A 20,849-nucleotide genomic window follows, 5' to 3' on the forward strand; every position below is an offset into this window, starting at 1 on the left:
CCTGAATTCAGGACGGTCGGACGCGGTGGCCCCACCGCACGCTCGCGATGCCGACCGCGACGATGGCGAGGAGGGTCCCGCCGATGGTGGAGAACGCGAGCGGGTGACCCGCCGTCGGCAGGAGCAGGTCGAGCATCAGGGCGGACGCCAGCTGCCCGGCGACCGTCGCGAGGCCGAGGAGCAGCACGCCGGTGATGCGTACGAGCAGTGCCGTGACGCCGATGAAGATGCACCCCAGCGCGCCGCCGACGTAGAGCCACGGCTCCGTCGGGAGCTGCCCTGGAAGGCCTGCGACAGCCCAGCGGCCGAGCATGAGGACGACCAGCACGGTCGTCCCGACGGCGAAGTTGATGAACGTCGCCGTCAGGGCGCTCTCGGCCACGAGCCTGACCTGGCCGTTGACCGCCTGCTGCCACCCCGTGCCGAGGCCCGCGATGAACGGCAGGAGCATCATCCACACCGGGGCGCTGCCGCCGAACTGGGCCGAGACCGCCCAGGTGACGGCGACGAGGGCCAGCAGCGCGCCGACGAGGCGAGCGGCGGTCAGCGGGCGGCGGCCACCCGGGCCGAGACCCACCCGGTCGAGCACGAGACCGCTGATCGTCTGACCGGCGACGACGGCGACCGTAAACAGGGCGACGCCGAGCGCGGCCGCCGTGAGCCCTTGCGAGAGCACGAGGAACGAGCCCGCAGCGCCGCCACACACGTACCACCAGCGAAGGCCCCGCCCGCGGAGCGCCTCCCGCACCCGGGCGAGTCCGCGCCGACCCGCCGGGGCAACGGCGAGCCCGACCGTGAGGATGATGAGCCCCGAGCCGAACGAGATCGCGGCGGCGGTGAAGCCGTCGTCGAGGCGAGCGCCCAGTTCACCGTTGATCCGCGATTGGATCGCGACGAGCGCGCCGCACAGCAGCGCGAAGACGAGGGCCAGCCAGAGCGGGAGGGATCGGGGCGTCACTCCGTCAAGCCTAGGCCCGGGCCCGATCGATCAGGGCGCGGGTGCGTCGCCGTCGGTCGGCTCCGGCTTCGGCAGCCAGTCGATGTTCTCCTCAGGCGCGACCTCTTTCTCCACGCTGAGGTCGTAGTCGTCGTCGTTCTTCTTGTCGCTCATGCCGCCACCCTACGCTCGGCCCCCGACAGCGCCAGGGAGGTCGGCGAGGGCGCCGAGCGGCGACTCGATGGCGTCGGCGATGTCGCGCAGGAACCCGGCAGCGACTCCCCCGTCGGTGACGCGGTGGTCGAACACCAGCGAGAGCTGCAGGATGCGCCGGGGCACGATCGCGCCGTCGACCACCCAGGGCCGTTCGAGGGCACGGCCGAGGCCGAGGATGGCGACTTCCGGGTGGTTGATGATCGCCGCGCTGCCGTCCACGCCGAGGCTGCCGTAGTTGTTGATGGTGAAGGTGGAGCCGGCGAGCTCCGCCGGTGGGAGCGTGCCCTCCCGCGCGGCCTGCGCCAGCCGGTCGAGCTCCGCGTCGAGCTCGCGAACCGACATGCTCTCGGCGTGACGCACGACCGGGACGAGCAGGCCGCGGTCGGTGTTCGCCGCGAAGCCGAGGTTCACGCCCTCGAACGTGATCAGCCCCTGGCCGTCGGCGGCGACGCGCCCGGCGAGTTCGGGATGCCGTGCGAGCGCCGCCAGGGCGAAGCGGGCGACGAACGACAGGAACGACGGAGCGCGTCCGGTCGCACCGAGGCGGCGGCGGCCGTTCCAGAGGTCGGTGGCGTCCACATCCACCCACACGGTCGCCTCGGGGATCTCGGACCGGCTGCGCGTCATGGTCTCGGCGACCGTGCGACGGAGGCGCGAGAACGGGGTCGTGGCGGCGACGGCGAGACCGGTGCGCGGGTCGGTGTCGCGGGGCTGCGGGGAAAGTGAGGGCGACGGCGAGATCGAGGGCGAGGGCGAGATCGAGGGCGACTGCGCCGGCGAACCGGCGAACGCCGCCTCCACGTCACGGCGGGTCACCACGCCGTCCGGGCGGCTGGGTCGCAGCGTCGAGAGGTCGATGCCGTGGCTGCGCGCGAGCGAACGGACCACCGGCGAGACCACCGGGACGATGCGGGAGGACGCGCGGGGCGCCGTAGCCGCGGACAGTGCGGGAGCCGTCGCAACGGCCGGCGTACGCGTCGCAGCGGATGCCGAGGCGCGGGATGCGCGAGCACGACGCCCGGCGTGGGTCGTGGTCCCGTAGCCGACGAGCACCTGGCCGGAACCGCTCGACACCTCCTCCACCTCGATCAGCGGAGCCCCGACCAGGATCGTCTCCCCTTCGTCGCCGTGCAGCGCCGCCACCAGGCCCGCGTACGGCGACGGCACCTCGACCACGGACTTCGCGGTCTCCACCTCGGCGATCGGCTGATCGGTGGTCACCGTGTCGCCGACCGACACCAGCCAGTGCACCAGCTCGGCGTCGGTGAGGCCCTCCCCGAGGTCCGGGAGGGTGAAGACGCGGGCGGTCACGCGTCCTCCCACTGGAGCGCATCCACCGCATCAAGCACACGGTCGACGTCGGGCAGATAGAACCGTTCGAGCTTCGGCGGCGCGAATGGGGTGTCGAAGCCGGTCACCCGGCGGACCGGAGCGAGGAGGTGGTGGAAGCAGCGCTCGGAGACGCGCGCCGCGATCTCGGCCGCCATGCTGGCGAAGCCGGGGGCCTCGGCGATGACCACGGCGCGGCCGGTCGCGCGGACCGCGGCGCATACGGTCTCGTCGTCGAACGGCACGAGCGACCGCAGGTCGATGACGCCGAGGCTGCGTCCGTCCTCCGCGGCGGCCTCGGCGGCGGCGAGCGCGATCGGGACGGACGGGCCGTACGCGATCAGCGTCGCATCCGCGCCCTCCCGGACAACGCGCGCCTTCCCGATCTCAGGAAGCGGCGCATGCGTATCCACTTCTCCGGTCGACCAGTACAACTTTTTCGGCTCGAGGAAGACGACCGGGTCGGGATGCGCGATCGCCGCACGCAGCAGCCCGTACGCGTCCTGCGGCGTGGTCGGCGACACGACGGTCAGTCCCGGCGTGTGCACGTAATACGCCTCGGACGAGTCGGAGTGGTGCTCGACCCCGCCGATTCCTCCTGCATACGGGATGCGGATCACCATCGGCAGCCGCATCCGGCCCCGCGTGCGATTGCCCATCTTGGCGACGTGGTCCACGATCTGCTCGAACGCGGGATACGCGAACGCGTCGAACTGCATCTCCACGACCGGGCGCATCCCGTTCATGGCCATGCCGACGGCGGTGCCGACGATCCCGGCTTCGGCGAGCGGAGTGTCGAAGCAGCGGTCCTCGCCGAAGCGGGCGGTCAGACCGTCGGTGATGCGGAAGACGCCGCCGAGAGCGCCGACGTCCTCGCCGAAGACCAGCACGGACGGGTCGGCGGCGAGCGCATCGGCGAGGGCGCGGTTGAGGGCCTGCGCCATCGTCAGAGTGGCGGGGGCGGCGGTCGCGGGCGCGTCGGCGGCCGCGCCGGCCGGGTGGGCGTCGCCCGGCCGCTCGGCCGGGGCGTCGTGCATGAGCGTCATCGGGAGACCTCCTCGGTGCTGCTGCTGTTCGCCGCCGCGAGTTCGGCGGCCAGTTGCTCCGCCTGCTCCCGCAGTTGCGGGGTCGGCGTCGCATAGACGTGGGCGAACAGGTCCTCGGGGTGCGGCTCCGCATCCGTCATGATCGCCGCCCGCAGGTCGGCTGCGACCCGTTCGGCGTGGGCGTGCGCCTCCGCGTCGTCGCCCTCGCCGAGCATGCCGTTCGCCGTCAGCCAGGTGCGCAGCCGGAGCAGCGGATCGCGCGCGAGCCACGGCTCCACCTCGTCCGGGGTGCGGTACCGGGTGGCGTCGTCGGCGTTGGTATGCGACTTGACCCGGTAGGTGACCGCCTCCACGAGGGTCGGGCCGCCGCCCTCCCGAGCTTCCTCGACCGCCTCCCCCAGCACCGCGAGCAGGGCTGCCAGGTCGTTGCCGTCGACGAGGCGGCCGCGCATCCCGTACCCGACCCCCTTGTGCGCCAGGCTCGGCGCGGCGGTCTGCCGGCTGAGCGGCACCGAGATCGCGAAGCCGTTGTTCTGCACGAGGAAGACGACCGGGAGGTGGAAGACGGCGGCGAAATTCATCGCCTCATGAAAATCGCCCTCGCTGGTGGCTCCGTCGCCGCACATCGCGAGCACCACGGTGTCCTCGCCGCGCATCCGCGCCGCATGGGCGAAGCCGACGGCGTGCAGCAGCTGAGTGGCGAGCGGTGTGGACTGCGGAGCCACGTGGTGCTCCGTCGGGTCGTAGCCGCTGTGCCAGTCGCCGCGCAGGAGCACGAACGCCTCGAACGGGTCGACCCCTCGCTCGATCACGGCGACCGTGTCGCGGTAGGTGGGGAACATCCAGTCCTCGTCGGCGAGCACCATGGCTGCGGCGACCTCGCACGCCTCCTGGCCGTGCGACGACGGGTACACCGCGAGGCGCCCCTGCCGCACCAGCGCGTCGGCCTGGTCGTTGAGCCGGCGGGCGAGCACCAGCCGGCGGTAGCCCTCGCGCAGGACCTCCGGCGAGGGGATGCGGGCGGGTGCGATCGCCGCAGAACCGGCGGGATCGTCGGCCCCGTCCTGGTCGATGAGCCGCAGCGGGGTGGCGCCCGGCAGCAGGTCGTCCGCGCGCAGCGGTGCGTCGGCGTGCATCCGTTCTCCTTTGAAAGACGTCGCTCCTCTTCAGGATGACTTTGCTGGACCTCCGGCGCTACGGGTCGTCCGGAGTTGAGACGAATGGATGCGGTGGCGCGGTTTCGGTGCCAGACTGTCCACCACCATGGACGACATCGACGTACGCATCCTGGACGCTCTGCGCACCGACGGGCGCGCCTCCATCACCGCGGTCGCGGAGGCGGCGCACGTGTCGCGCGCCAACGCGTACGCGCGGGTCGCCCGGATGGTGTCGGACGGAGTCATCACGGGGTTCACCGCGAAGGTCGACCCGCGGCTGGCGGGGCGGACGTCGTCCGCGTACGTGACGATGCGGGTGGAGCAGTCGGCGTGGCACGACCTGCGCGACCGGCTGCGTTGCATTCCCGAAGTCGAGCACTTCGCCCTCACCGGCGGTGACTTCGACGTGATCCTGCTGGTGCGCGCCCGTGACAACGAGGATCTCCGGCGGGTGGTGCTGGAGGAGCTGACGAGCATCCCGTCGGTGCGCGACACGAAGACGTCGCTCGTGTTCGAGGACCACGACCAGCGCTGAATCTCCCGGCCGGCGACGGACCGCCGCGCACTTGCCCGGCTGCGACGATTCTGCGACGATGCAATTGCTGAACGTTCGTTCGGTAATTCGTGGCGTTCGAGGAAGAGGGCAGCGATGGCGGAGGCCTACCTCGTCGGCGGCGTGCGCACGCCGGTCGGCCGCTACGGCGGCGCCCTGGCCGGCGTCCGGGCCGACGACCTCGCCGCGCTGGTCGTCGCCGAAGCGGTGCGCCGCTCCTCCGCCCCGCCCGAGCTGATCGACGAGGTGATCCTCGGCGCTGCAAACCAGGCCGGCGAGGACAACCGGAATGTGGCGCGGATGGCCGTCCTGATTGCAGGACTCCCGGACGAGATCCCGGCAATGACCGTCAACCGGCTCTGCGCCTCCGGGCTCACCGCCGTCATCCAGGGCGCGCAGGGGATCCGGGCCGGGGATGCCGACCTGATCGTCGCGGGCGGCGTCGAGTCGATGACCCGAGCGCCGTGGGTACAGGCGAAGCCGGAGAAGCCGTGGTCGCGTCCCGGCCCGCAGTTCGACACCTCGATCGGCTGGCGGTTCACCAACCCCCGCCTGCTCGCCCGCGACAAGGCGACCTACACGATGCCGGAGACCGCGGAGGAGGTGGCCCGGATCGACGGGATCTGCCGCGAGGAGGCCGACGCCTTCGCCCTCGAGAGCCACCGGCGCGCGGCCGCTGCCGCGGACGGTGGACGATTCGACGCCGAGCTCGCGGCCGTCGAGACCCCCGGTGGCACGGTGGATGCCGACGAGGGCATCCGGCGCGACACCAGCGCCGAGGCGCTCGGGCGACTGAAGCCCGTCGTCGCCGGAGGCAGCGTGGTCACCGCGGGCAACGCCTCCCCGCTCAACGACGGCGCCTCGGCCATCCTCATCGCGAGCGGGGCCGCCGTCGAACGCTATGGCCTGAAGCCCCGGGCACGCATCGTCGCAGGCGCCAGCGCCGGGGTCGCGCCCGAGATCATGGGCCTCGGACCGGTGCCCGCGACGCGCAAGGCGCTGGCCCGCGCCGGGCTCGAGATCGCCGACCTCGAGGCCGTCGAGCTCAACGAGGCGTTCGCCAGCCAGGCGATCGCCTGCATCCGCCGCCTCGGCCTCGATGAGACCCGGGTGAACGCGGACGGCGGTGCCATCGCGCTCGGGCACGCGCTCGGATCGAGCGGGGCGCGCATCCTCGTCACGCTGCTCGGCCGGATGGAGCGGGAGGGCGCCCGCCGCGGGCTCGCCACCATGTGCGTCGGCGTCGGCCAAGGCACCTCGCTGATCGTGGAGGCGGTATGACCGACGACCGCAGCCTGAGGGTCGAGGAGCGCGCCGACCGCGTCGTCGTGATGCTGAACCGTCCGGAGCGCCGCAACGCGATCGGCCAGGGGATGGTGAACGAGCTGCACGCGGTGTGCGCGATGCTCGAGAGCGAGCCGCGCATCCTGCTTCTCACCGGCGCCGGCGGAGTTTTCGCCTCGGGGGCCGACATCGCCGAACTGCGCGAACGGACCGCCGCGGACGCCCGGCGCGGCATCAACGACACGATCTTCGACCGCATCGCCGCCCTCCCGATGCCGGTCATCGCGGCCCTCGACGGGTACGCGCTCGGCGGCGGCGCCGAGCTCGCCTACGCCGCCGACCTGCGGATCGGCACCCCGCGTCTGCGGATCGGCAACCCGGAGACCGGCCTCGGGATCATCGCCGCCGCGGGCGCGCTCTGGCGACTCCCCCAACTGGTCGGCCTGCCACTCGCGACCGAGCTTGTGCTGACCGGGCGCATCCTGGACGGGGCGGAGGCGCTCGCAGCCGGCCTGGTGTCCTCGCTCCACGAGCCGGACGACCTGCTCGCTGCGGCGCACGCCCTCGCCGACCGGATCGCCGCGAACGACCCGCTCGCGACGCGGCTGACGAAGCGCGTGCTCCGGGCGCCGCTCGCCGAGCATCCCGACGCCGAGCGGGAAGCGCAGGCCGAGCTGTTCGAGTCGCCGGAGAAGCGGCGGCGGATGACCGAGTTCCTGGAGCGGAGGAAGCGATGAGCAGCGAGGCGAACACCCACCTCCCCGAGCGGGTCGCCGTCATCGGCGGTGGACGCATGGGCGCCGGGATCGCGCACGCCCTCCTCATGGCGGGAGCCGACGTCGCCGTGATCGAGCGGGACGCCTCGGCGGCCTCCGAAGCCCGCGACCGCATCCTCGCGGCCGTCGAGGGCAGCGTCCTGCGCGGTGCGACGGCGCCCGACCCGGCGCGCCTCGTCGTGACGGTGACCTGGGAGGCGCTGAGCAGCGCAGGCCTCGCGATCGAGGCGGTGCCCGAGGTGCTCGGGCTCAAACGCGAGGCGCTGCGGCGTGCCGAAGATCTGCTGCCGGTGGATGCGGTGCTCGCCACCAACACATCGTCGCTGTCGATCGACGCCCTCGCGGCTGGCCTCCAGCGGCCGGGTGCCTTCCTCGGACTGCACTTCTTCAATCCGGTTCCCGCATCCACTCTGGTCGAGGTGGTGCTCGGAACGGCCACCGCGACGACGGCCGCCGAGGCCGCGGAACGCTGGGTCCGCGCACTCGGTAAGACCGCCGTGATTGTCCGCGACTCCCCCGGCTTCGCCTCCTCCCGGCTGGGCGTGCTGCTGGGGCTCGAGGCCATCCGCATGGTCGAGGAGGGCGTCGCGACCCCGGACGACATCGACACCGCGATGGAGCTCGGCTACAAGCATCCGGTGGGCCCGCTTCGGCTGACCGACATCGTCGGGCTGGATGTGCGGCTCGACATCGCCGAGTACCTCACGCGCGAGCTCGGGCCGCGGTTCGAGCCGCCGGAACTGCTGCGACGCATGGTCGCCGAAGGGATGCTCGGCCGGAAGACCGGCCAGGGGTTCTTCGCGTGGAATTCCGACGGGTCGCCGCTCCCTACCGCTGGGGAGCGTCCACGATGAGGTTGGTGATGCGCGCCGTGCAGAGCCGGTTGCCCTCCTCATCCGACACCACCACCTCGTGCGAGGTGATCGTGCGGCCGAGGCGGATCGCCGTCGCGACCCCGGTCACGAGCCCGGCGCGGGCGGCCCGGTGGTGCGTCGCGTTGATGTCGACGCCGACCGCGCTCTTCCCGGGACCGGCATGGATGACGGCCGCCCACGACCCGAGCGCCTCCGCGAAGGCGACCGAGGCTCCGCCGTGCAGCAGCCCGAACGACTGGCGGTTGCCCTCCACCGGCATGGTCGCCACCACGCGTTCTGCGGACTGCTCCAGGATGCGCACGCCCATCTTCACATCCAGCTCGCCCAGTTCGATCGTCCAGTCAGCGTCGGCCATGCGGCCAGCATACGCATCCCACCACGTCCCCTTTTCCGGAGGTCACCGATGATCCTGCCCAGCTACGTTCGCGACGAATGGTGGACGCCCGAGACCGAAGACGGCGCCGCGGAGGTGCTGGATGCCTCCACCGGCGCACTGCTGACCCGCGTCAGCACTGCAGGGCTCGACCTCGCCGGCGCCCTCGACCACGCGCGCTCGGTCGGCCAGCGCTCACTCGGCGAGCTGACCTTCCACCAGCGTGCGCTGCTGCTGAAGGGGCTCGCGCAGGCCCTGACCGAGCGCAAGGACGAGCTGTACGAGCTCTCGGCCCAGTCGGGAGCGACCCGGGCCGACGCCTGGATCGACGTCGACGGCGGCATCGGCGCCATGTTCACCTACGGGTCGAAGGGCCGCCGCGAGCTGCCCAACGCGCAGGTGGTGCTCGACGGCCCGGCGGAGCAGCTGTCGAAGGACGGCAGCTTCCTCGGCCGTCACGTCTACACCCGTCTCCCGGGCGTCGCGGTGCAGATCAACGCGTTCAACTTCCCGGTCTGGGGGATGCTCGAGAAGCTGGCACCGTCGTTCCTGGCGGGCATGCCGACGCTCGTGAAGCCCGCGACGCCGACGGCGTTCGTGGCCGAGGCGGCGGTGCGGATCATGGTGGAATCCGGGCTGTTGCCCACCGGCGCCCTGCAGCTGGTGAGCGGGTCGGTGCCCGACCTGTTCGAGAACCTACGGCTGGGCGACCTGGTCGCATTCACCGGGTCGGCGAGCACCGCCGAGCGGCTGAAGGCCCACGACTCGGTGCAGACCGGCGGGGTGCGCTTCTCCAGTGAGACCGACTCCATCAACGCTTCGGTGCTGGGGCCGGATGCGGTCACCGGCACGCCCGAGTTCGACGCGTTCGTGAAGGGGCTGGTGGTCGAGGTGACCGCCAAGTCCGGACAGAAGTGCACCGCGATCCGCCGGGCCATCGTGCCGGAACCGCTCGTCGAGGACGTGATCGGCGCCGTGCGCGAGCGCATCGCCTCCCGCGTCGTCCTCGGCGACCCGCGCGCCGAGGGCGTCACGATGGGACCGCTCGCCTCGCGCACTCAGCGCGAGGAGGTGCTGCGTCAGGTCTCCCGGCTCGTCGCCGCGGGCGGGGAGCTCGTGATCGGCGGCCTCGACCAGCCGACCGTGACCCACGCGGACGGCACGGTCGGCGCGGCACCCGAGGGTGCGTTCGTCGGACCGATGCTGCTCCGCTTCGCCGACGCGTGGACGCCCGAGGCGCATACCGTCGAGGCGTTCGGGCCGGTCGCCAGCGTGCTCGCGTACGGCAGCCCGGACGAGGCCGTGGCGCTGGTCGCCCGCGGCGGCGGATCCCTGGTGACGAGTGTCGCGACCCACGACCCCGCGTTCGCACGCACCTTCGTGCTGGGGTCAGCGGCGTACAACGGCCGCATCCTGGTGCTCGACCGGGATGACGCGCGCACCTCCACCGGCCACGGCTCGCCGATGCCGCATCTCGTCCACGGCGGACCGGGGCGAGCGGGCGGCGGCGAAGAGCTCGGCGGGATCCGCGCGGTCCTGAACCACATGCAGCGGACGGCCCTGCAGGGCTCGCCCGACCTGCTCACGGCGATCACGGGTGTGTGGCATCCCGGTGCTGCGGCCGACTCTGCGGCGCCGCATCCCTTCCGAAAGTCGCTCGCGACCCTGCGGATCGGCGACCAGGTGCAGTCCGGCTCGCGTCGCGTGACCCTCGACGACATCGAGACGTTCGCGACCTTCACCGGCGACACCTTCTACGCGCACATGGATGAGGAGGCTGCGGCCGCGAATCCGTTCTTCCCCGGACGGGTCGCCCACGGCTACCTGCTCGTGTCGTGGGCCGCCGGGCTGTTCGTCGACCCTGCGCCCGGGCCGGTGCTCGCCAACTACGGGCTGGAGGATCTGCGCTTCCTGACGCCCGTGGTCGCCGGCGACAGCATCCGCGTCGCCCTGACCGCGAAGCAGATCACGCCGCGCGAGACCGACCCGTACGGCGAGGTGCGGTGGGATGCGCGCATCCTGAACCAGCGCGACGAGCTCGTCGCCACCTACGACGTCCTCACCCTCGTCGCCAAGTAACCCCGTCCCCCCCGTCCCAAGCCAACAGCTCCTGAGTTTTTCGCGTCCGCAACGGCGATTCGCCCGAAAAACTCAGGAGCTGTTGGCTTGGGAGCCGGGGAAGCGGGTCAGCGGAGGGCGAGCGCAAGGATGGTGTCGGCGAGATCGTCGGCGGTCAGCGAGCCGGCGGGGGTGTACCACTCGGTGAGCGAGTTGATCATTCCGAACAGGAGGCGCGCGACGACGGCCGGGTCGGCGTCGGTGCGCAGCGCGCCTTCGGCGCGCGCCTCGGCGACGAGGGCCGCGACGGCGTGGTCGAAGTCGCGGCGACGCGCGAGCGCGGCGCGCTCCACCTCGGTGTTGCCGCGCACCCGCAGCAGCAGCGTCACATACGGCAGCCGGTCGGCGAGCACACGGACGGCGCCGCGCAGCACGAACGCCAGCCGTTCGGATGCAGCGCCGGTGGTCGCGTCCGGCGCGCGCAGCACGCCTTCGAGCCCGTCGAGCGCTTCGTCGAGGGCGAGCCGCAGCAGCTCCTCCTTGGAGGCGACGTGGTGGTAGATCGCGGACTTGGAGAGCCCGAGGCGGTCGGCGAGCATCCCGATGGAGGTGGCGTCGTAGCCGTGCTCGTTGAAGGCGGCGACCGCCACTTCGAGGATGCCGCGCTGGTCGTATCCCGGCCGCCCCCTGCGGAGCGCCTCGGTGCTCGCCACTTCGACGGTCTCGGTCACCCGCCCAGTCTGGCATGCAGCCCCCGCGTGCGGATATACTGAACGAACGATCAGTAAGTTAGTGATCAGTGACTGGAGGGTCGACGATGACCACCGCAACGGAACTCGACACCGACGCCGACGCAGCCGCCGCCGGCCGAGCGCGCTTCGACGAGCTCATCGCCGCCGACTCCCGCGTCGAGCCGCGCGACTGGATGCCCGACGACTACCGCCGCACCCTGATCCGGCAGATGTCGCAGCACGCGCACTCCGAGATAATCGGGATGCAGCCGGAGGCCAACTGGATCACGCGAGCTCCGAGCCTCAAGCGCAAGGCCATCCTGATGGCGAAGGTGCAGGACGAGGCGGGCCACGGGCTCTACCTCTACTCCGCCACCGAGACCCTCGACATCACCCGCGACGAGTTGACCGAGCAGCTGCTGTCCGGCCGCGCGAAGTACTCCTCGATCTTCAACTACCCCACCCTCAGCTGGGCCGACATCGGAGCCATCGGCTGGCTCGTCGACGGCGCCGCCATCTGCAACCAGGTGCCGCTCTGCCGCTGCTCGTACGCGCCGTACGGGCGGGCGATGGTCCGCATCTGCAAGGAGGAGTCGTTCCATCAGCGGCAGGGGTTCGAGATCCTGCTCTCGCTCATGCGCGGCACCCCCGAGCAGCAGCGGATGGCTCAGGATGCGGTGGACCGCTGGTACTGGCCGTCGCTGATGATGTTCGGGCCGCCGGATGCGGACTCCCCCAACTCGGCCCGCTCCATGGCCTGGCACATCAAGCGGTTCTCGAACGACGAGCTGCGTCAGCGTTTCGTCGGCATGCTGGTCCCGCAGGCGGAGGCCCTCGGCGTCACCCTGCCCGACCCGGACCTGCGCTGGAACGAGGAGCGCCAGGCGTACGACCTGGGCCCGATCGACTGGAGCGAGCTTCAGGAGGTCATCGCGGGACGCGGCGCCTGCAACGCACAGCGACTGCAGCGCCGGCGGGAGGCGCACGAAGAAGGACGCTGGGTGCGCGAGGCCGCTGCTGCGTATGCGGCCGCCAAGAACGAAGCCGCCCGGGCCGCCGAGACCGCAGGAGCCGTCGCATGACCGCCGGGCAGTGGCCGCTCTGGGAGGTGTTCGTGCGTGCATCCCGAGGCCTCAGTCATGTGCACGTCGGCTCGCTGCACGCCCCCGACGAAGAACTCGCCCTCCGCAACGCGCGCGACCTGTACACCCGCCGCAGCGAGGGCGTCTCGATCTGGGTGGTCCGCTCTGACCTCATCACCGCGAGCGACCCGGATGCGAAGGACGCGTTCTTCACCTCGCCCGAGCGCAAGAACTTCCGCCACGCGACCTACTACACCGCAGCCGAGGGGGTGAAGCACCTGTGACGGATGCGACAGACCTCGACGACGACCACGGCCACGGCCACGTGGAGCTCAGCGCCGTCATCCTCTCCGACGAGTTCGTCTCCGGCACTGCTCCCGCCTCCCCCGAGGTCGCCGAGTACGCGCTGTGGCTGGGCGACGACTCCCTGATCCTGGCCCAGCGGCTGGGGCAGTGGATCACCCGCGCACCGGAGCTTGAGGAGGATGTGGCGCTAGCGAACATCGCGCTCGACCTGCTCGGCCACGCCCGTTCCCTGCTCCGCTACGCCGGCTCGGCGACCGGCCGCACCGAGGATGACCTGGCGTACTGGCGCGAGGAGGGCGGCTTCCGGTCCGCTCACCTGTTCGAGCAGCCGAACGGCGACTTCGCGCATACGATCGTCCGCCAGTTCGCTGCCGCCCACTATCTGTTCGCGCTGTACGGCCGACTGCGACTCTCCTCCGATCCGGTGCTGGCCGGGGTCGCCGCGAAGGCGGTGAAGGAGGTCGATTACCACCGGGATCACGCCGACCAGTGGATGCTGCGCCTCGCGCTCGGCACCGACGAGTCACGCCGCCGCACCCTCCGCGCGCTGGAGGACGTCTGGCCGTACGTCGATGAACTGTTCTCCGACGACTCGACCGACGACTCGACCGGCGCCGAGCCGCTTCTGGATGCGCTGGACGGCATCGCCCCGCGCCCATCGACCCTCCGCGAGCCGTTCGACGTCGACATCGCACCCGTGCTCGCCGAGGCGCAGCTCGAGCTTCCGACCGCCTTCCATGCGGCCGGCGGCGGACGACGCGGACGGCACTCCGAGCACCTCGCCCCGCTCCTCGCCGAGCTGCAGGTGCTCGCACGCCAGCACCCGGGGGCATCGTGGTGACGCACCACGCGGAGGCCGCGCGGGCCTGGTCGGCCGCGGCGTCCGTCGTCGATCCGGAGGTGCCGGTCGTCAGCATCGACGACCTGGGCGTGCTGCGCGCGGTGACCGTGACCGACGACGGGGTCGACGTGGTCATCACGCCGACGTACTCGGGCTGCCCGGCGATGGATGCGATCCGCGAGGATGTGGTCCGCGCCCTGAGCTCCGCCGGCTTCGGCGAGGTGCGCGTCCACCTGTCCCTGTCGCCCGCCTGGACGACCGACTGGATCAGCGCCGAGGGCCGCTCCGCCCTCCGCGACTACGGCATCGCGCCGCCGTCGGCCGCGGGCTCGGTGCGCCTCCGCCTCTCGGTGAAGTGTCCCCACTGCGACTCGCTCGACACCCGCGAGGTCGCCCACTTCGGTTCCACCTCGTGCAAGGCGCTGTTCGTCTGCAACGGCTGCGGCGAGCCGTTCGACCACTTCAAGCCGCTGTGAGCGTCGGCTGATGGCGCGGGCACGGTTCCACTCGCTCGCGGTCGCCGAGGTGCGGCCGCTCACCTCGGCGAGCGTCGAGGTGACCTTCGCGGTGCCGGAGGACCTGCACGGCGAGTACGACTACCTGCCCGGGCAGCACGTGGCGCTCCGCGCGCACGTCGGCGGCCGGGAGCTGCGCCGCAGCTACTCGCTCTGCCGTCCGCCGACGCCCGGCCGGATCAGCGTCGCCATCAAACGCGACCTCGGCGGCGCCTTCTCCAGCTGGGCGACCAGCGAACTCCGCCCCGGCGACGTGATCGATGTGATGAGCCCGCAGGGCACCTTCACCCTCGCGCCGGACCGGATCGAGGGCCGCCACATCGTCGGGATCGCCGCCGGCTCCGGCATCACCCCGCTGATGGCGCTCGCCTCCGGCATCCTTGCCGGGTCCACTACGTCGCGCGTCACCCTCGTGTACACGAACCGCACGGCGATCGACGTGATGTTCCTGGAGGAGCTCGCCGACCTGAAGGACCGCTACCCCTCGCGCCTGGCCCTCCATCATGTCCTCTCGCGCGAGCAGCGGTCCGCGCCGCTGCTGTCCGGCCGCATCGACGAGGAGCGCCTGCACAGGATGCTGGATGCGCTCATACCGCCGGATACCGTCGACGAGTGGTTCCTCTGCGGACCGTTCGAGCTGGTGCAACTGTGCCGCGACGTGCTGGAGGGATACGGCGTGGAGCGGTCTCGCATCCACTTCGAGCTGTTCACCACGGGCGAGCCGACCGAGCCGCGCGGCGACATCGGCCGGCCGGTGATCGTGCACGACGGCGAGCGCACCGCCCGCATCGACTTCACCCTGGACGGCCTCTCCTCGAGCGTGACCACCCCGGTGGATGCGAACGAGTCGGTGCTGAACGCGGCCCTGCGGGTGCGCCCGGACGTCCCATTCGCCTGCACCGGCGGCGTGTGCGGCACCTGCCGTGCACGCCTGGTCTCGGGCGACGTGCGGATGACGGAGAACTACGCGCTGGAGCCCGAGGAGCTGGAGCGCGGCTACGTGCTCACCTGCCAGTCCCATCCCCTGACCGACCGCGTCGTGGTCGACTACGACGTCTGATCCGCGGAGGCCGCAGTGATCGAACTGGACATCGCCGACGGGATCGCCCGTGTCACGTTGAACGCGCCCGAGCGGCTGAACGCCCTCGGGCCCGACGACCTGCGCGCGCTCGACGCCGCGTACGAGGAGGCCGAGCGCGACGGTGTGCGCGCTCTGGTGCTGCGCGGCGAGGGGCGCGCGTTCTGCGCAGGCCGCGACATCGCGGGCGTTGACCCCGCGACAGATGACGTGACCGGCTACCTCGATGGTCTGGTCACGCCGCTCCTCCGGCGGATCGCCGCGTTCCCCGCGCCGACCTTCGCCGCCGCGCAGGGCGCAGCGCTGGGGGTGGGGCTGGGCCTGCTCGTCGCGACCGATGTGGTCTATGTGGCCGAGGATGCGAAGGTCGGTTCCCCGTTCGCAGCCCTCGGCGCCGCCCTCGACTCGGGCGGCCACTGGCTCCTGGTCTCGCGCCTCGGCCCGCACCGGGCGCTCGACCTGATCTACTCGGGGCGACTCCTGTCCGGTGTCGAGGCGGTCGCCGGCGGCCTGTTCTCGCGCGCGGTCCCCGCCTCCTCTCTTCAGGACGACGTGGATGCGGCTGCCTCGGCCGCAGCATCCGGTGCCACTGCGGCGTTCCTGGCGAGCAAGCGCATCGTGGCCGGCCTCCGCGACGGCTCCCTCGGCCTCTGGGCCTCGGTGGAGGCAGAGAACGCCGCGCAAGCGCGGCTGCGCGACACCGCCGACTACCGCGAAGGCTTCCGCGCCTTCCAGGAGAAGCGGAAGCCGGGCTTCACCGGCCGCTGACCCGCCTCAGCCGACGCGCGTCGCCAGCAGCCGCTGCACGGCCGCGAGCGGGATGGGGATCCACGCCGGGCGGTGCCGGGCCTCGTAGGCGATCTCGTACACCGCCTTGTCGAGCTCGAACGCATCCAACAGCTGCTGGAAGTCCTCGACCTCGGAGCCGGCGACCGAGGCGTAGCCCTCGAGGTATGCCTTCCGCGCATCGGTCGCCCACGCGCTCGCGTCGACGGGCGGCTCGCGGCGCGCCAAGGAGCCTGCGACGTAGTCGAAGGAGCGCAGCATCCCGGCGACGTCCCGCATGGTCGCGTCCGGTATCGCCCGCTCGGAGAGCGGACGGAGCGGCTCGCCCTCGAAGTCGATGAACTGCCACCCGCGCTCCGGCGAGTACAGCACCTGGCCCAGGTGCAGATCGCCGTGGATGCGCTGCAGCACCGGGAGCGGCGCTGCGGCCGCCTCCTCGTACACAGCCGCGATCCCCGCCCGCAGCTTCTCGACCTCCGGCACCTCGGTCGTGGTGACCGTCAGCCGCCGGAACATGCCGTCGAGGGCGAGCGCCACATCCTCCTTCGACGCGCGTTTCGTCGGCAGCACCTGCGCCATCGACCGGTGCAGTTCGGCGGTCCCTGCTCCCAGCAGGAAGGCGCGCTCGGTGAAGTCCTCGCCCGCCTCCGCGGCACTGACGGCCAGCTCCCAGCCGTCCTCCGACCCGGGCAGGAAGTCCTGCATGAGGGCGAGCTCCCCGGATGCGGTTCCGCCGTCGGCGGTCGGCCAGCGCCCGGTCAGCCAGCCGAGCAGCGACGGGGTGCGCCGCGAGCCGCCGGCAGTGAGCGCGGCCAGCGTCGAGACGTCCGGGTTCTCGCCGTCCTGCACCACGCGGAAGACCTTGATGAGGGCAGGGCGGCCGTCCTCCAGCTCACCGACGATGGAGGTGTTGGACTGTTCGCCCGTCAGCCGGCGGGACGACCGGACCGTCAGCCGCTCGCCGAGCGTGTGGCCCTGCGCGTGCGCGTCGCGGCCTTCCGCCTGGTCCTCGCCGGTCATCAGCTGCACCAGCGCGGCGACGTAGGCCTCCTCGGTGGGCCCGTCGTACAGGAACCGGCCGCCCGCCTCGCCGATCAGCGCGGCCTCATCGCCGTCGCGGCTCGTCCGGGCCACCACGGGCACCTGGTAGACGCGCGGCGTGCGCGGCGCGTCGTCGCAGAAGAAGTGCGTGACGATCCGGACGTCTGCTTCCGCCGGTTCTACGTCGAACGAGGCAAGCAGTCGAAGGCGCGGCTCGACATTCTTCGTCGAATACCACCGCTGGCGTCGCATCCACGTCCCGACCAGCTCCGTGAGTTCCGTCATGCCTGAACCGTACGCCCGCTCCGGCGTTTGCGGGCGGGGTCCAGGGAATCCAGAGGATCAGCGGATTCCGAGCACCACCCCGCGGGCCGCCATGAACGGTTGCGGGTCGATCTGGAGGCCGTTGACGCGCACCTCGAAGTGCAGGTGGCACCCCGTGGAGAGGCCCGTGGAGCCCACCTGCGCGATCGGCTGACCCGCCACGACCTGCTGGCCGACCGTCACGCCCAGGCCTCCGTCACGGATGTGCCCGTACGCCGTCTCGACGCCGCCGCCGTGGTCGATGAGGATGAAGTTGCCGTAGCCGCTGAACGGGCCCGCCCGCTCCACCGTGCCGGAAGCGGCCGCATAGATCGTCGTTCCACATGCGGCGCCGAGATCGTCGCCGGGGTGGAACGGGTCGGTCCCGAGCGGGCGGGAGGGGCGGGGTCCGAAGACGTCGGTCAGGGAGCCGTGAACCGGCAGCGCCCATCCGCTCGCCACCAGCGCCGGGTCGGAGGTGAGCACCTGCCAGTTCGAGCCCGCCTCGATGACCGTTGGCGCTGCGGCGAGCGCCGCCGAGGCGGCGTTGACCTGGTCCTGGGCGGCCAACACGGCCTGCTGGCTGCTCTCCACGTCGATGGCTGCAACCGCATCCGCCGCGCCCTGCGCCTTCTCCGCCAGCGATCTGGCCGTCTTCCGCTGCGCCGAGGCCGCACGGATCGCGGTGTCGCGAGAGGCGGACAGCGCGGACAGCCGGTCTGCCGCCCCCAGCTTGGTCAGCAGGTCGCCGGGGCCCTGCAGGGCGGCGCTCACCGGATCCTGCGTCAGCAGACGGGTTCCGGAGGAGCGGATGAGGGCCGTCGCGAAGGCCGCCGCCTCCGTGGCCCGCTTCTGCGCGGCGTCGGCCTGCTTCTGGAGCGCGTCGGCGGCGGCCTGTGCGCGGTCGCGCTCGCGCTGGACGCTCACCGATTCGTCGTTCGCTTCGGCGAGCTGCTCCTGTGCGGTCGCGAGGTCGCTGGCGAGCTGAGCCGCCTGGGCCAGGTCGGCCGGGTCGGTCTCCGGGAACTCCGGCAGGTCGGGCGCGGAGAGGGTGATCTCGTCCGAGGGTGCCGGGGCCGGGGCGGGAGGCTGTGGGGCGGGAGGCTGCGGTGTCGGCGGCGTCGGGGTGGGAGTCGGCGTCGGTGTGGGCGTGGGCGTGGGTGTGGGAGTCGGTGTGGGTGCTGGAGTCGGGTCCGGCGTGGGTGTCGGATCTGGCGTCGGCGTCGGGTCGGGCGTGGGTGTCGGATCGGGCGTCGGCGTCGGAGCGGGCGTCCCCTTCTCCCCTGCGCCCAATCCTGCGCCCGGATCGCCCGAGCCGTCGACGACCGACGGGGCGCACGCCGCGGTGCACTCGTCGGCTACGGCGGCCTGCGGAACGCCCAGAAGGCTACCCGCGACGAGCACGAGCACCGCCCACGCGGGAGCCAGGCGCAACCCCGTGGGCCGCGTCGCCGTCCTGTGTCCTGCGAGCGATCTCCGCATAATGCAAACGGGCTGACAGCACGTGCTGGCAGCCTTACTGAGATGTTCTCACCGCGCGCCGCAGCGAGCAAGACACCCGAACGAGGTTGGATGCGGCTCACAGCCTCGGCACGTTACGGTGTGAGATTGTGACCGACAGTACTGCCACCGCGCGCCCGCGCCGAGCCGCCCGGCGCACGTCCAGCTGGAAGACGCTGCTGCGCGATGTGGTGGTCATCTTCGTGGTCGCGGTGCTGGTGTCGTTCCTGATCAAGACGTTCGTCGCCCGCTCGTTCTACATCCCCTCCGGGTCGATGGAGAACACGCTCCAGATCAACGATCGCATCATCGTGAACGAGCTCCAGCCGAAGGTCTTCGGTCTGCAGCGCGGCGATGTCGTCGTCTTCAAGGATCCGGGCGGATGGCTGCCGCCCGCCCCTCCGGAGACCGGCAACGCTTTCCAGCAGGGCGTCGGGGCTGTTCTCGACTTCGTCGGTCTTGGTGCGTCCGACTCCGATCAGCACCTGGTGAAGCGTCTGATCGGGCTGCCGGGAGACCACATCAGCTGCTGCAACGCGCTCGGTCAGCTGAGCGTCAACGGCGTCCCGCTCAAGGAGCCGTACGTGCTGCTGCCCGCGGGGGTTCAGGCGGTGTCGGAGAAGTCCTTCGACGTCACCGTGCCTGCGGGGTCCGTCTGGGTCATGGGCGACAACCGTTACAACTCGGCCGACTCCCGCTACCACATGGAAGACCCGGGCAAGGGATTCGTCCCACTCTCGGACGTCGTGGGCAAGGCGTTCGTGATCAGCTGGCCGGTCAGCCACTGGTCGTGGCTCGACGACTACCCGGATGTGTTCCGCGGCGTCGAGCGCGAGGACAAGTAGCCCCGTCCCTCTCTCCCAGGACGCGCTCCGCCCGTCCTGTATTCAGGACACAGCGCCGACGCACGCCGCCGAGGGGCAGGTTCTTGCGCCTTTCACGCCCGAATAGCGACAACTACTCGCACCTCGCCGCGGAGGCAGTCCTGAAAACAGGTCAGTTTTCGGAGCGGCCGAGACGCCAGTAGCCCATGAACGCGACGCGGGAGCGGTCGATACCGTGCTCACGCACCAGCAGGCGTCGCAGGGTCTTGACCGCAGCCGACTCCCCTGCGATCCACGCGTAAAAGCCCGTGTGTGCGCCCTCCGAACTCTCCCAGAGGATGTCGCGGTCCACATCCACCTCGTCGAGGCTCTGCGACCCCGCAGCTGCAGCGGCCGCGACGATGGGCGCGTTGCCGGTGAGCCACCGCTGCACGGCGGGCAGCAGCACGGCTCCGGGATGGGCGACGCCGCGGGGCAGCCACGTAGCCGTGACCTCGTCCGACGTCCGCAGCGGGAGCGCATCCTCCGGCGAGGGCACCTCGATGAAGGCACGCGCGCGGCGTCCCTCCGGAAGCGACTCGAGAATGGATGCGATGGCAGGCGCAGCCGTCTCGTCACCGACGAGCAGCAGCTCGCGCGCATCCCCGGGGCGCCAGTCGATGCCGACCCCGCGGTGGGGGCTGCGCGCATCCGGACCGATGATGACGACCTCGTCGCCCGCTCCCGCGCCGAGGAGCCATCGTGCGGCCGGACCACCGTCGCCGTGGACGACGAAGTCCACGTCGAGCCGGCAGCCCTCCGTGTCGATCGCGCGCGCCGTGTAGGTGCGGAAGGGGTTGCGGCGATGGTCCGGCAGGGCGCGCCAGCGTTCGTACCAGTCGCCGGCGAGCAGCGCCTCTTCGTCGTCGAGCCCGAGGTCGCCGAAGGTGCCGTCGGCGAGCGGGAACAGGAGCTTGATGCGCTGATCCATGCATTCCGTCCCGAAATGCTCGAAGTCGTCGCAGCGGAACGTGACCCGGGTGAAGTGCGGACTCAGTCGCTGGATCCGGTCCACAGTGGCGCGGTACGGCCGGTAGGCGGGCCTCGGGCGCTGGGTGGGGGTCGGGGCGATGATCGTCACGGCGGCCTTCCGGGCGGAGTCGGAAACGGGGTCGGGAACTAAGGTAAGGCTACACTAACCTCCTCGTGAGCCGCCTGTCGATCGGCTGAAACCTTCACCCCGGAGAGCATCCGGGACA

At 71.6% G+C, this 20,849-nt stretch carries 22 protein-coding genes; 12 read left to right on the plus strand and 10 right to left on the minus strand.

Features of this window, described 5'->3' with window-relative positions:
* Window positions 1-7: 7 nt before the first annotated feature.
* The 5 genes from AB7E03_RS07560 to pdhA are packed head-to-tail and all read right to left on the minus strand — an operon-like array spanning window position 8 to window position 4,664.
* Window positions 8-958, minus strand: coding sequence for a DMT family transporter (locus tag AB7E03_RS07560; RefSeq protein ID WP_489940672.1), 951 nt, complete (start codon window positions 956-958; stop codon window positions 8-10).
* A 30-nt stretch (window positions 959-988) separates the two neighbouring features.
* Complete coding sequence (locus AB7E03_RS07565; RefSeq protein WP_441781527.1) at window positions 989-1,111, minus strand: hypothetical protein; 123 nt, start codon at window positions 1,109-1,111, stop codon at window positions 989-991.
* A gap of 9 nt (window positions 1,112-1,120) precedes the next feature.
* Window positions 1,121-2,464: a dihydrolipoamide acetyltransferase family protein gene (locus tag AB7E03_RS07570; protein WP_489940675.1), complete on the minus strand. Its 1,344-nt coding sequence runs from the start codon at window positions 2,462-2,464 to the stop codon at window positions 1,121-1,123.
* Window positions 2,461-3,528: an alpha-ketoacid dehydrogenase subunit beta gene (locus AB7E03_RS07575; protein WP_489940677.1), complete on the minus strand. Its 1,068-nt coding sequence runs from the start codon at window positions 3,526-3,528 to the stop codon at window positions 2,461-2,463. Before AB7E03_RS07575 ends, AB7E03_RS07570 begins: the two co-directional genes overlap by 4 nt.
* The gene (gene pdhA, locus AB7E03_RS07580; RefSeq protein WP_489940679.1) at window positions 3,525-4,664 is read right to left on the minus strand and encodes a pyruvate dehydrogenase (acetyl-transferring) E1 component subunit alpha; all 1,140 of its coding nucleotides are present in this window, start codon (window positions 4,662-4,664) and stop codon (window positions 3,525-3,527) included. Before pdhA ends, AB7E03_RS07575 begins: the two co-directional genes overlap by 4 nt.
* A 127-nt stretch (window positions 4,665-4,791) precedes the next feature.
* On the opposite strand from pdhA, the gene AB7E03_RS07585 reads away from it, so the two are divergent.
* The 4 genes from AB7E03_RS07585 to AB7E03_RS07600 all read left to right on the plus strand — a co-directional run bounded on the left by AB7E03_RS07585 (window position 4,792) and on the right by AB7E03_RS07600 (window position 8,152).
* Entirely contained in the window at window positions 4,792-5,220 is a 429-nt protein-coding gene (locus AB7E03_RS07585; RefSeq protein WP_489940681.1) for an Lrp/AsnC family transcriptional regulator, read from the plus strand.
* A gap of 114 nt (window positions 5,221-5,334) precedes the next feature.
* Complete coding sequence (locus AB7E03_RS07590) at window positions 5,335-6,519, plus strand: thiolase family protein (protein WP_489940683.1); 1,185 nt, start codon at window positions 5,335-5,337, stop codon at window positions 6,517-6,519.
* Complete coding sequence (locus tag AB7E03_RS07595; protein WP_489940685.1) at window positions 6,516-7,259, plus strand: enoyl-CoA hydratase/isomerase family protein; 744 nt, start codon at window positions 6,516-6,518, stop codon at window positions 7,257-7,259. Before AB7E03_RS07590 ends, AB7E03_RS07595 begins: the two co-directional genes overlap by 4 nt.
* Window positions 7,256-8,152 carry a 3-hydroxyacyl-CoA dehydrogenase family protein gene (locus tag AB7E03_RS07600; protein ID WP_489940687.1) on the plus strand — a complete coding sequence of 299 codons (897 nt, stop codon included), beginning with the start codon at window positions 7,256-7,258 and terminating at the stop codon, window positions 8,150-8,152. The genes AB7E03_RS07595 and AB7E03_RS07600 overlap by 4 nt, the downstream gene beginning before the upstream one ends.
* Here the strand turns inward: AB7E03_RS07600 and AB7E03_RS07605 are convergent.
* On the minus strand, window positions 8,127-8,528 hold the full coding sequence (locus tag AB7E03_RS07605) for a PaaI family thioesterase (RefSeq protein ID WP_489940689.1): 402 nt from the start codon (window positions 8,526-8,528) through the stop codon (window positions 8,127-8,129). The two genes, AB7E03_RS07600 and AB7E03_RS07605, sit on opposite strands and share 26 nt — an antisense overlap.
* A 48-nt stretch (window positions 8,529-8,576) precedes the next feature.
* On the opposite strand from AB7E03_RS07605, the gene paaZ reads away from it, so the two are divergent.
* On the plus strand, window positions 8,577-10,625 hold the full coding sequence (paaZ, locus tag AB7E03_RS07610) for a phenylacetic acid degradation bifunctional protein PaaZ (RefSeq protein WP_489940691.1): 2,049 nt from the start codon (window positions 8,577-8,579) through the stop codon (window positions 10,623-10,625).
* Between the two features lie 107 nt (window positions 10,626-10,732).
* On the opposite strand, the gene AB7E03_RS07615 is transcribed toward paaZ, so the two are convergent.
* On the minus strand, window positions 10,733-11,335 hold the full coding sequence (locus AB7E03_RS07615; protein WP_489940693.1) for a TetR/AcrR family transcriptional regulator: 603 nt from the start codon (window positions 11,333-11,335) through the stop codon (window positions 10,733-10,735).
* 86 nt (window positions 11,336-11,421) lie between these two features.
* Here AB7E03_RS07615 and paaA point away from each other — a divergent pair, with 86 nt between their 5' ends.
* From paaA to AB7E03_RS07645, 6 genes are read left to right on the plus strand one after another with little or no spacing between them, the layout of a single operon-like run.
* Window positions 11,422-12,417 (plus strand): 1,2-phenylacetyl-CoA epoxidase subunit PaaA, encoded by a 996-nt coding sequence (gene paaA / locus AB7E03_RS07620; protein WP_489940695.1) that lies wholly within the window; start codon window positions 11,422-11,424, stop codon window positions 12,415-12,417.
* Window positions 12,414-12,701: a 1,2-phenylacetyl-CoA epoxidase subunit PaaB gene (gene paaB, locus AB7E03_RS07625; protein ID WP_489940697.1), complete on the plus strand. Its 288-nt coding sequence runs from the start codon at window positions 12,414-12,416 to the stop codon at window positions 12,699-12,701. Before paaA ends, paaB begins: the two co-directional genes overlap by 4 nt.
* Window positions 12,698-13,564, plus strand: coding sequence for a 1,2-phenylacetyl-CoA epoxidase subunit PaaC (gene paaC / locus AB7E03_RS07630; protein WP_489940699.1), 867 nt, complete (start codon window positions 12,698-12,700; stop codon window positions 13,562-13,564). Before paaB ends, paaC begins: the two co-directional genes overlap by 4 nt.
* Window positions 13,558-14,040 (plus strand): 1,2-phenylacetyl-CoA epoxidase subunit PaaD, encoded by a 483-nt coding sequence (paaD, locus tag AB7E03_RS07635; RefSeq protein ID WP_489940701.1) that lies wholly within the window; start codon window positions 13,558-13,560, stop codon window positions 14,038-14,040. The genes paaC and paaD overlap by 7 nt, the downstream gene beginning before the upstream one ends.
* 10 nt (window positions 14,041-14,050) lie before the next feature.
* Window positions 14,051-15,139, plus strand: coding sequence for a 1,2-phenylacetyl-CoA epoxidase subunit PaaE (gene paaE / locus AB7E03_RS07640; RefSeq protein WP_489940703.1), 1,089 nt, complete (start codon window positions 14,051-14,053; stop codon window positions 15,137-15,139).
* Between the two features lie 15 nt (window positions 15,140-15,154).
* Window positions 15,155-15,925, plus strand: coding sequence for an enoyl-CoA hydratase/isomerase family protein (locus tag AB7E03_RS07645; RefSeq protein WP_489940705.1), 771 nt, complete (start codon window positions 15,155-15,157; stop codon window positions 15,923-15,925).
* A gap of 6 nt (window positions 15,926-15,931) precedes the next feature.
* Here the strand turns inward: AB7E03_RS07645 and AB7E03_RS07650 are convergent, their stop codons facing one another.
* Window positions 15,932-17,269: a maltokinase N-terminal cap-like domain-containing protein gene (locus AB7E03_RS07650; RefSeq protein WP_489940707.1), complete on the minus strand. Its 1,338-nt coding sequence runs from the start codon at window positions 17,267-17,269 to the stop codon at window positions 15,932-15,934.
* A 57-nt stretch (window positions 17,270-17,326) separates the two neighbouring features.
* A complete protein-coding gene (locus AB7E03_RS07655; protein ID WP_489940709.1) occupies window positions 17,327-18,691 on the minus strand; it encodes a M23 family metallopeptidase in 1,365 nt (454 codons plus the stop codon).
* 206 nt (window positions 18,692-18,897) lie between these two features.
* Here AB7E03_RS07655 and lepB point away from each other — a divergent pair, with 206 nt between their 5' ends.
* The gene (lepB, locus tag AB7E03_RS07660; RefSeq protein ID WP_489940711.1) at window positions 18,898-19,632 is read left to right on the plus strand and encodes a signal peptidase I; all 735 of its coding nucleotides are present in this window, start codon (window positions 18,898-18,900) and stop codon (window positions 19,630-19,632) included.
* Window positions 19,633-19,783: 151 nt separating this feature from the next.
* Here lepB and AB7E03_RS07665 read toward each other — a convergent pair whose 3' ends face one another.
* Window positions 19,784-20,731: a siderophore-interacting protein gene (locus AB7E03_RS07665; protein WP_489940713.1), complete on the minus strand. Its 948-nt coding sequence runs from the start codon at window positions 20,729-20,731 to the stop codon at window positions 19,784-19,786.
* Window positions 20,732-20,849 lie beyond the last annotated feature (118 nt).

The sequence above is a fragment of the Leifsonia sp. RCC_180 genome (assembly GCF_058138205.1).

Bases quoted from the DNA above. Each gene is read 5' to 3' on its own strand.
- AB7E03_RS07565 (WP_441781527.1), bottom strand. From the start codon at position 1,111: ATGAGCGACAAGAAGAACGACGACGACTACGACCTCAGCGTGGAGAAA.
- AB7E03_RS07575 (WP_489940677.1), bottom strand. From the start codon at position 3,528: ATGACGCTCATGCACGACGCCCCGGCCGAGCGGCCGGGCGACGCCCAC.
- pdhA (WP_489940679.1), bottom strand. From the start codon at position 4,664: ATGCACGCCGACGCACCGCTGCGCGCGGACGACCTGCTGCCGGGCGCC.
- AB7E03_RS07585 (WP_489940681.1), top strand. From the start codon at position 4,792: ATGGACGACATCGACGTACGCATCCTGGACGCTCTGCGCACCGACGGG.
- AB7E03_RS07590 (WP_489940683.1), top strand. From the start codon at position 5,335: ATGGCGGAGGCCTACCTCGTCGGCGGCGTGCGCACGCCGGTCGGCCGC.
- AB7E03_RS07595 (WP_489940685.1), top strand. From the start codon at position 6,516: ATGACCGACGACCGCAGCCTGAGGGTCGAGGAGCGCGCCGACCGCGTC.
- AB7E03_RS07600 (WP_489940687.1), top strand. From the start codon at position 7,256: ATGAGCAGCGAGGCGAACACCCACCTCCCCGAGCGGGTCGCCGTCATC.
- AB7E03_RS07605 (WP_489940689.1), bottom strand. From the start codon at position 8,528: ATGGCCGACGCTGACTGGACGATCGAACTGGGCGAGCTGGATGTGAAG.
- paaZ (WP_489940691.1), top strand. From the start codon at position 8,577: ATGATCCTGCCCAGCTACGTTCGCGACGAATGGTGGACGCCCGAGACC.
- paaA (WP_489940695.1), top strand. From the start codon at position 11,422: ATGACCACCGCAACGGAACTCGACACCGACGCCGACGCAGCCGCCGCC.
- paaB (WP_489940697.1), top strand. From the start codon at position 12,414: ATGACCGCCGGGCAGTGGCCGCTCTGGGAGGTGTTCGTGCGTGCATCC.
- paaE (WP_489940703.1), top strand. From the start codon at position 14,051: ATGGCGCGGGCACGGTTCCACTCGCTCGCGGTCGCCGAGGTGCGGCCG.
- AB7E03_RS07650 (WP_489940707.1), bottom strand. From the start codon at position 17,269: ATGACGGAACTCACGGAGCTGGTCGGGACGTGGATGCGACGCCAGCGG.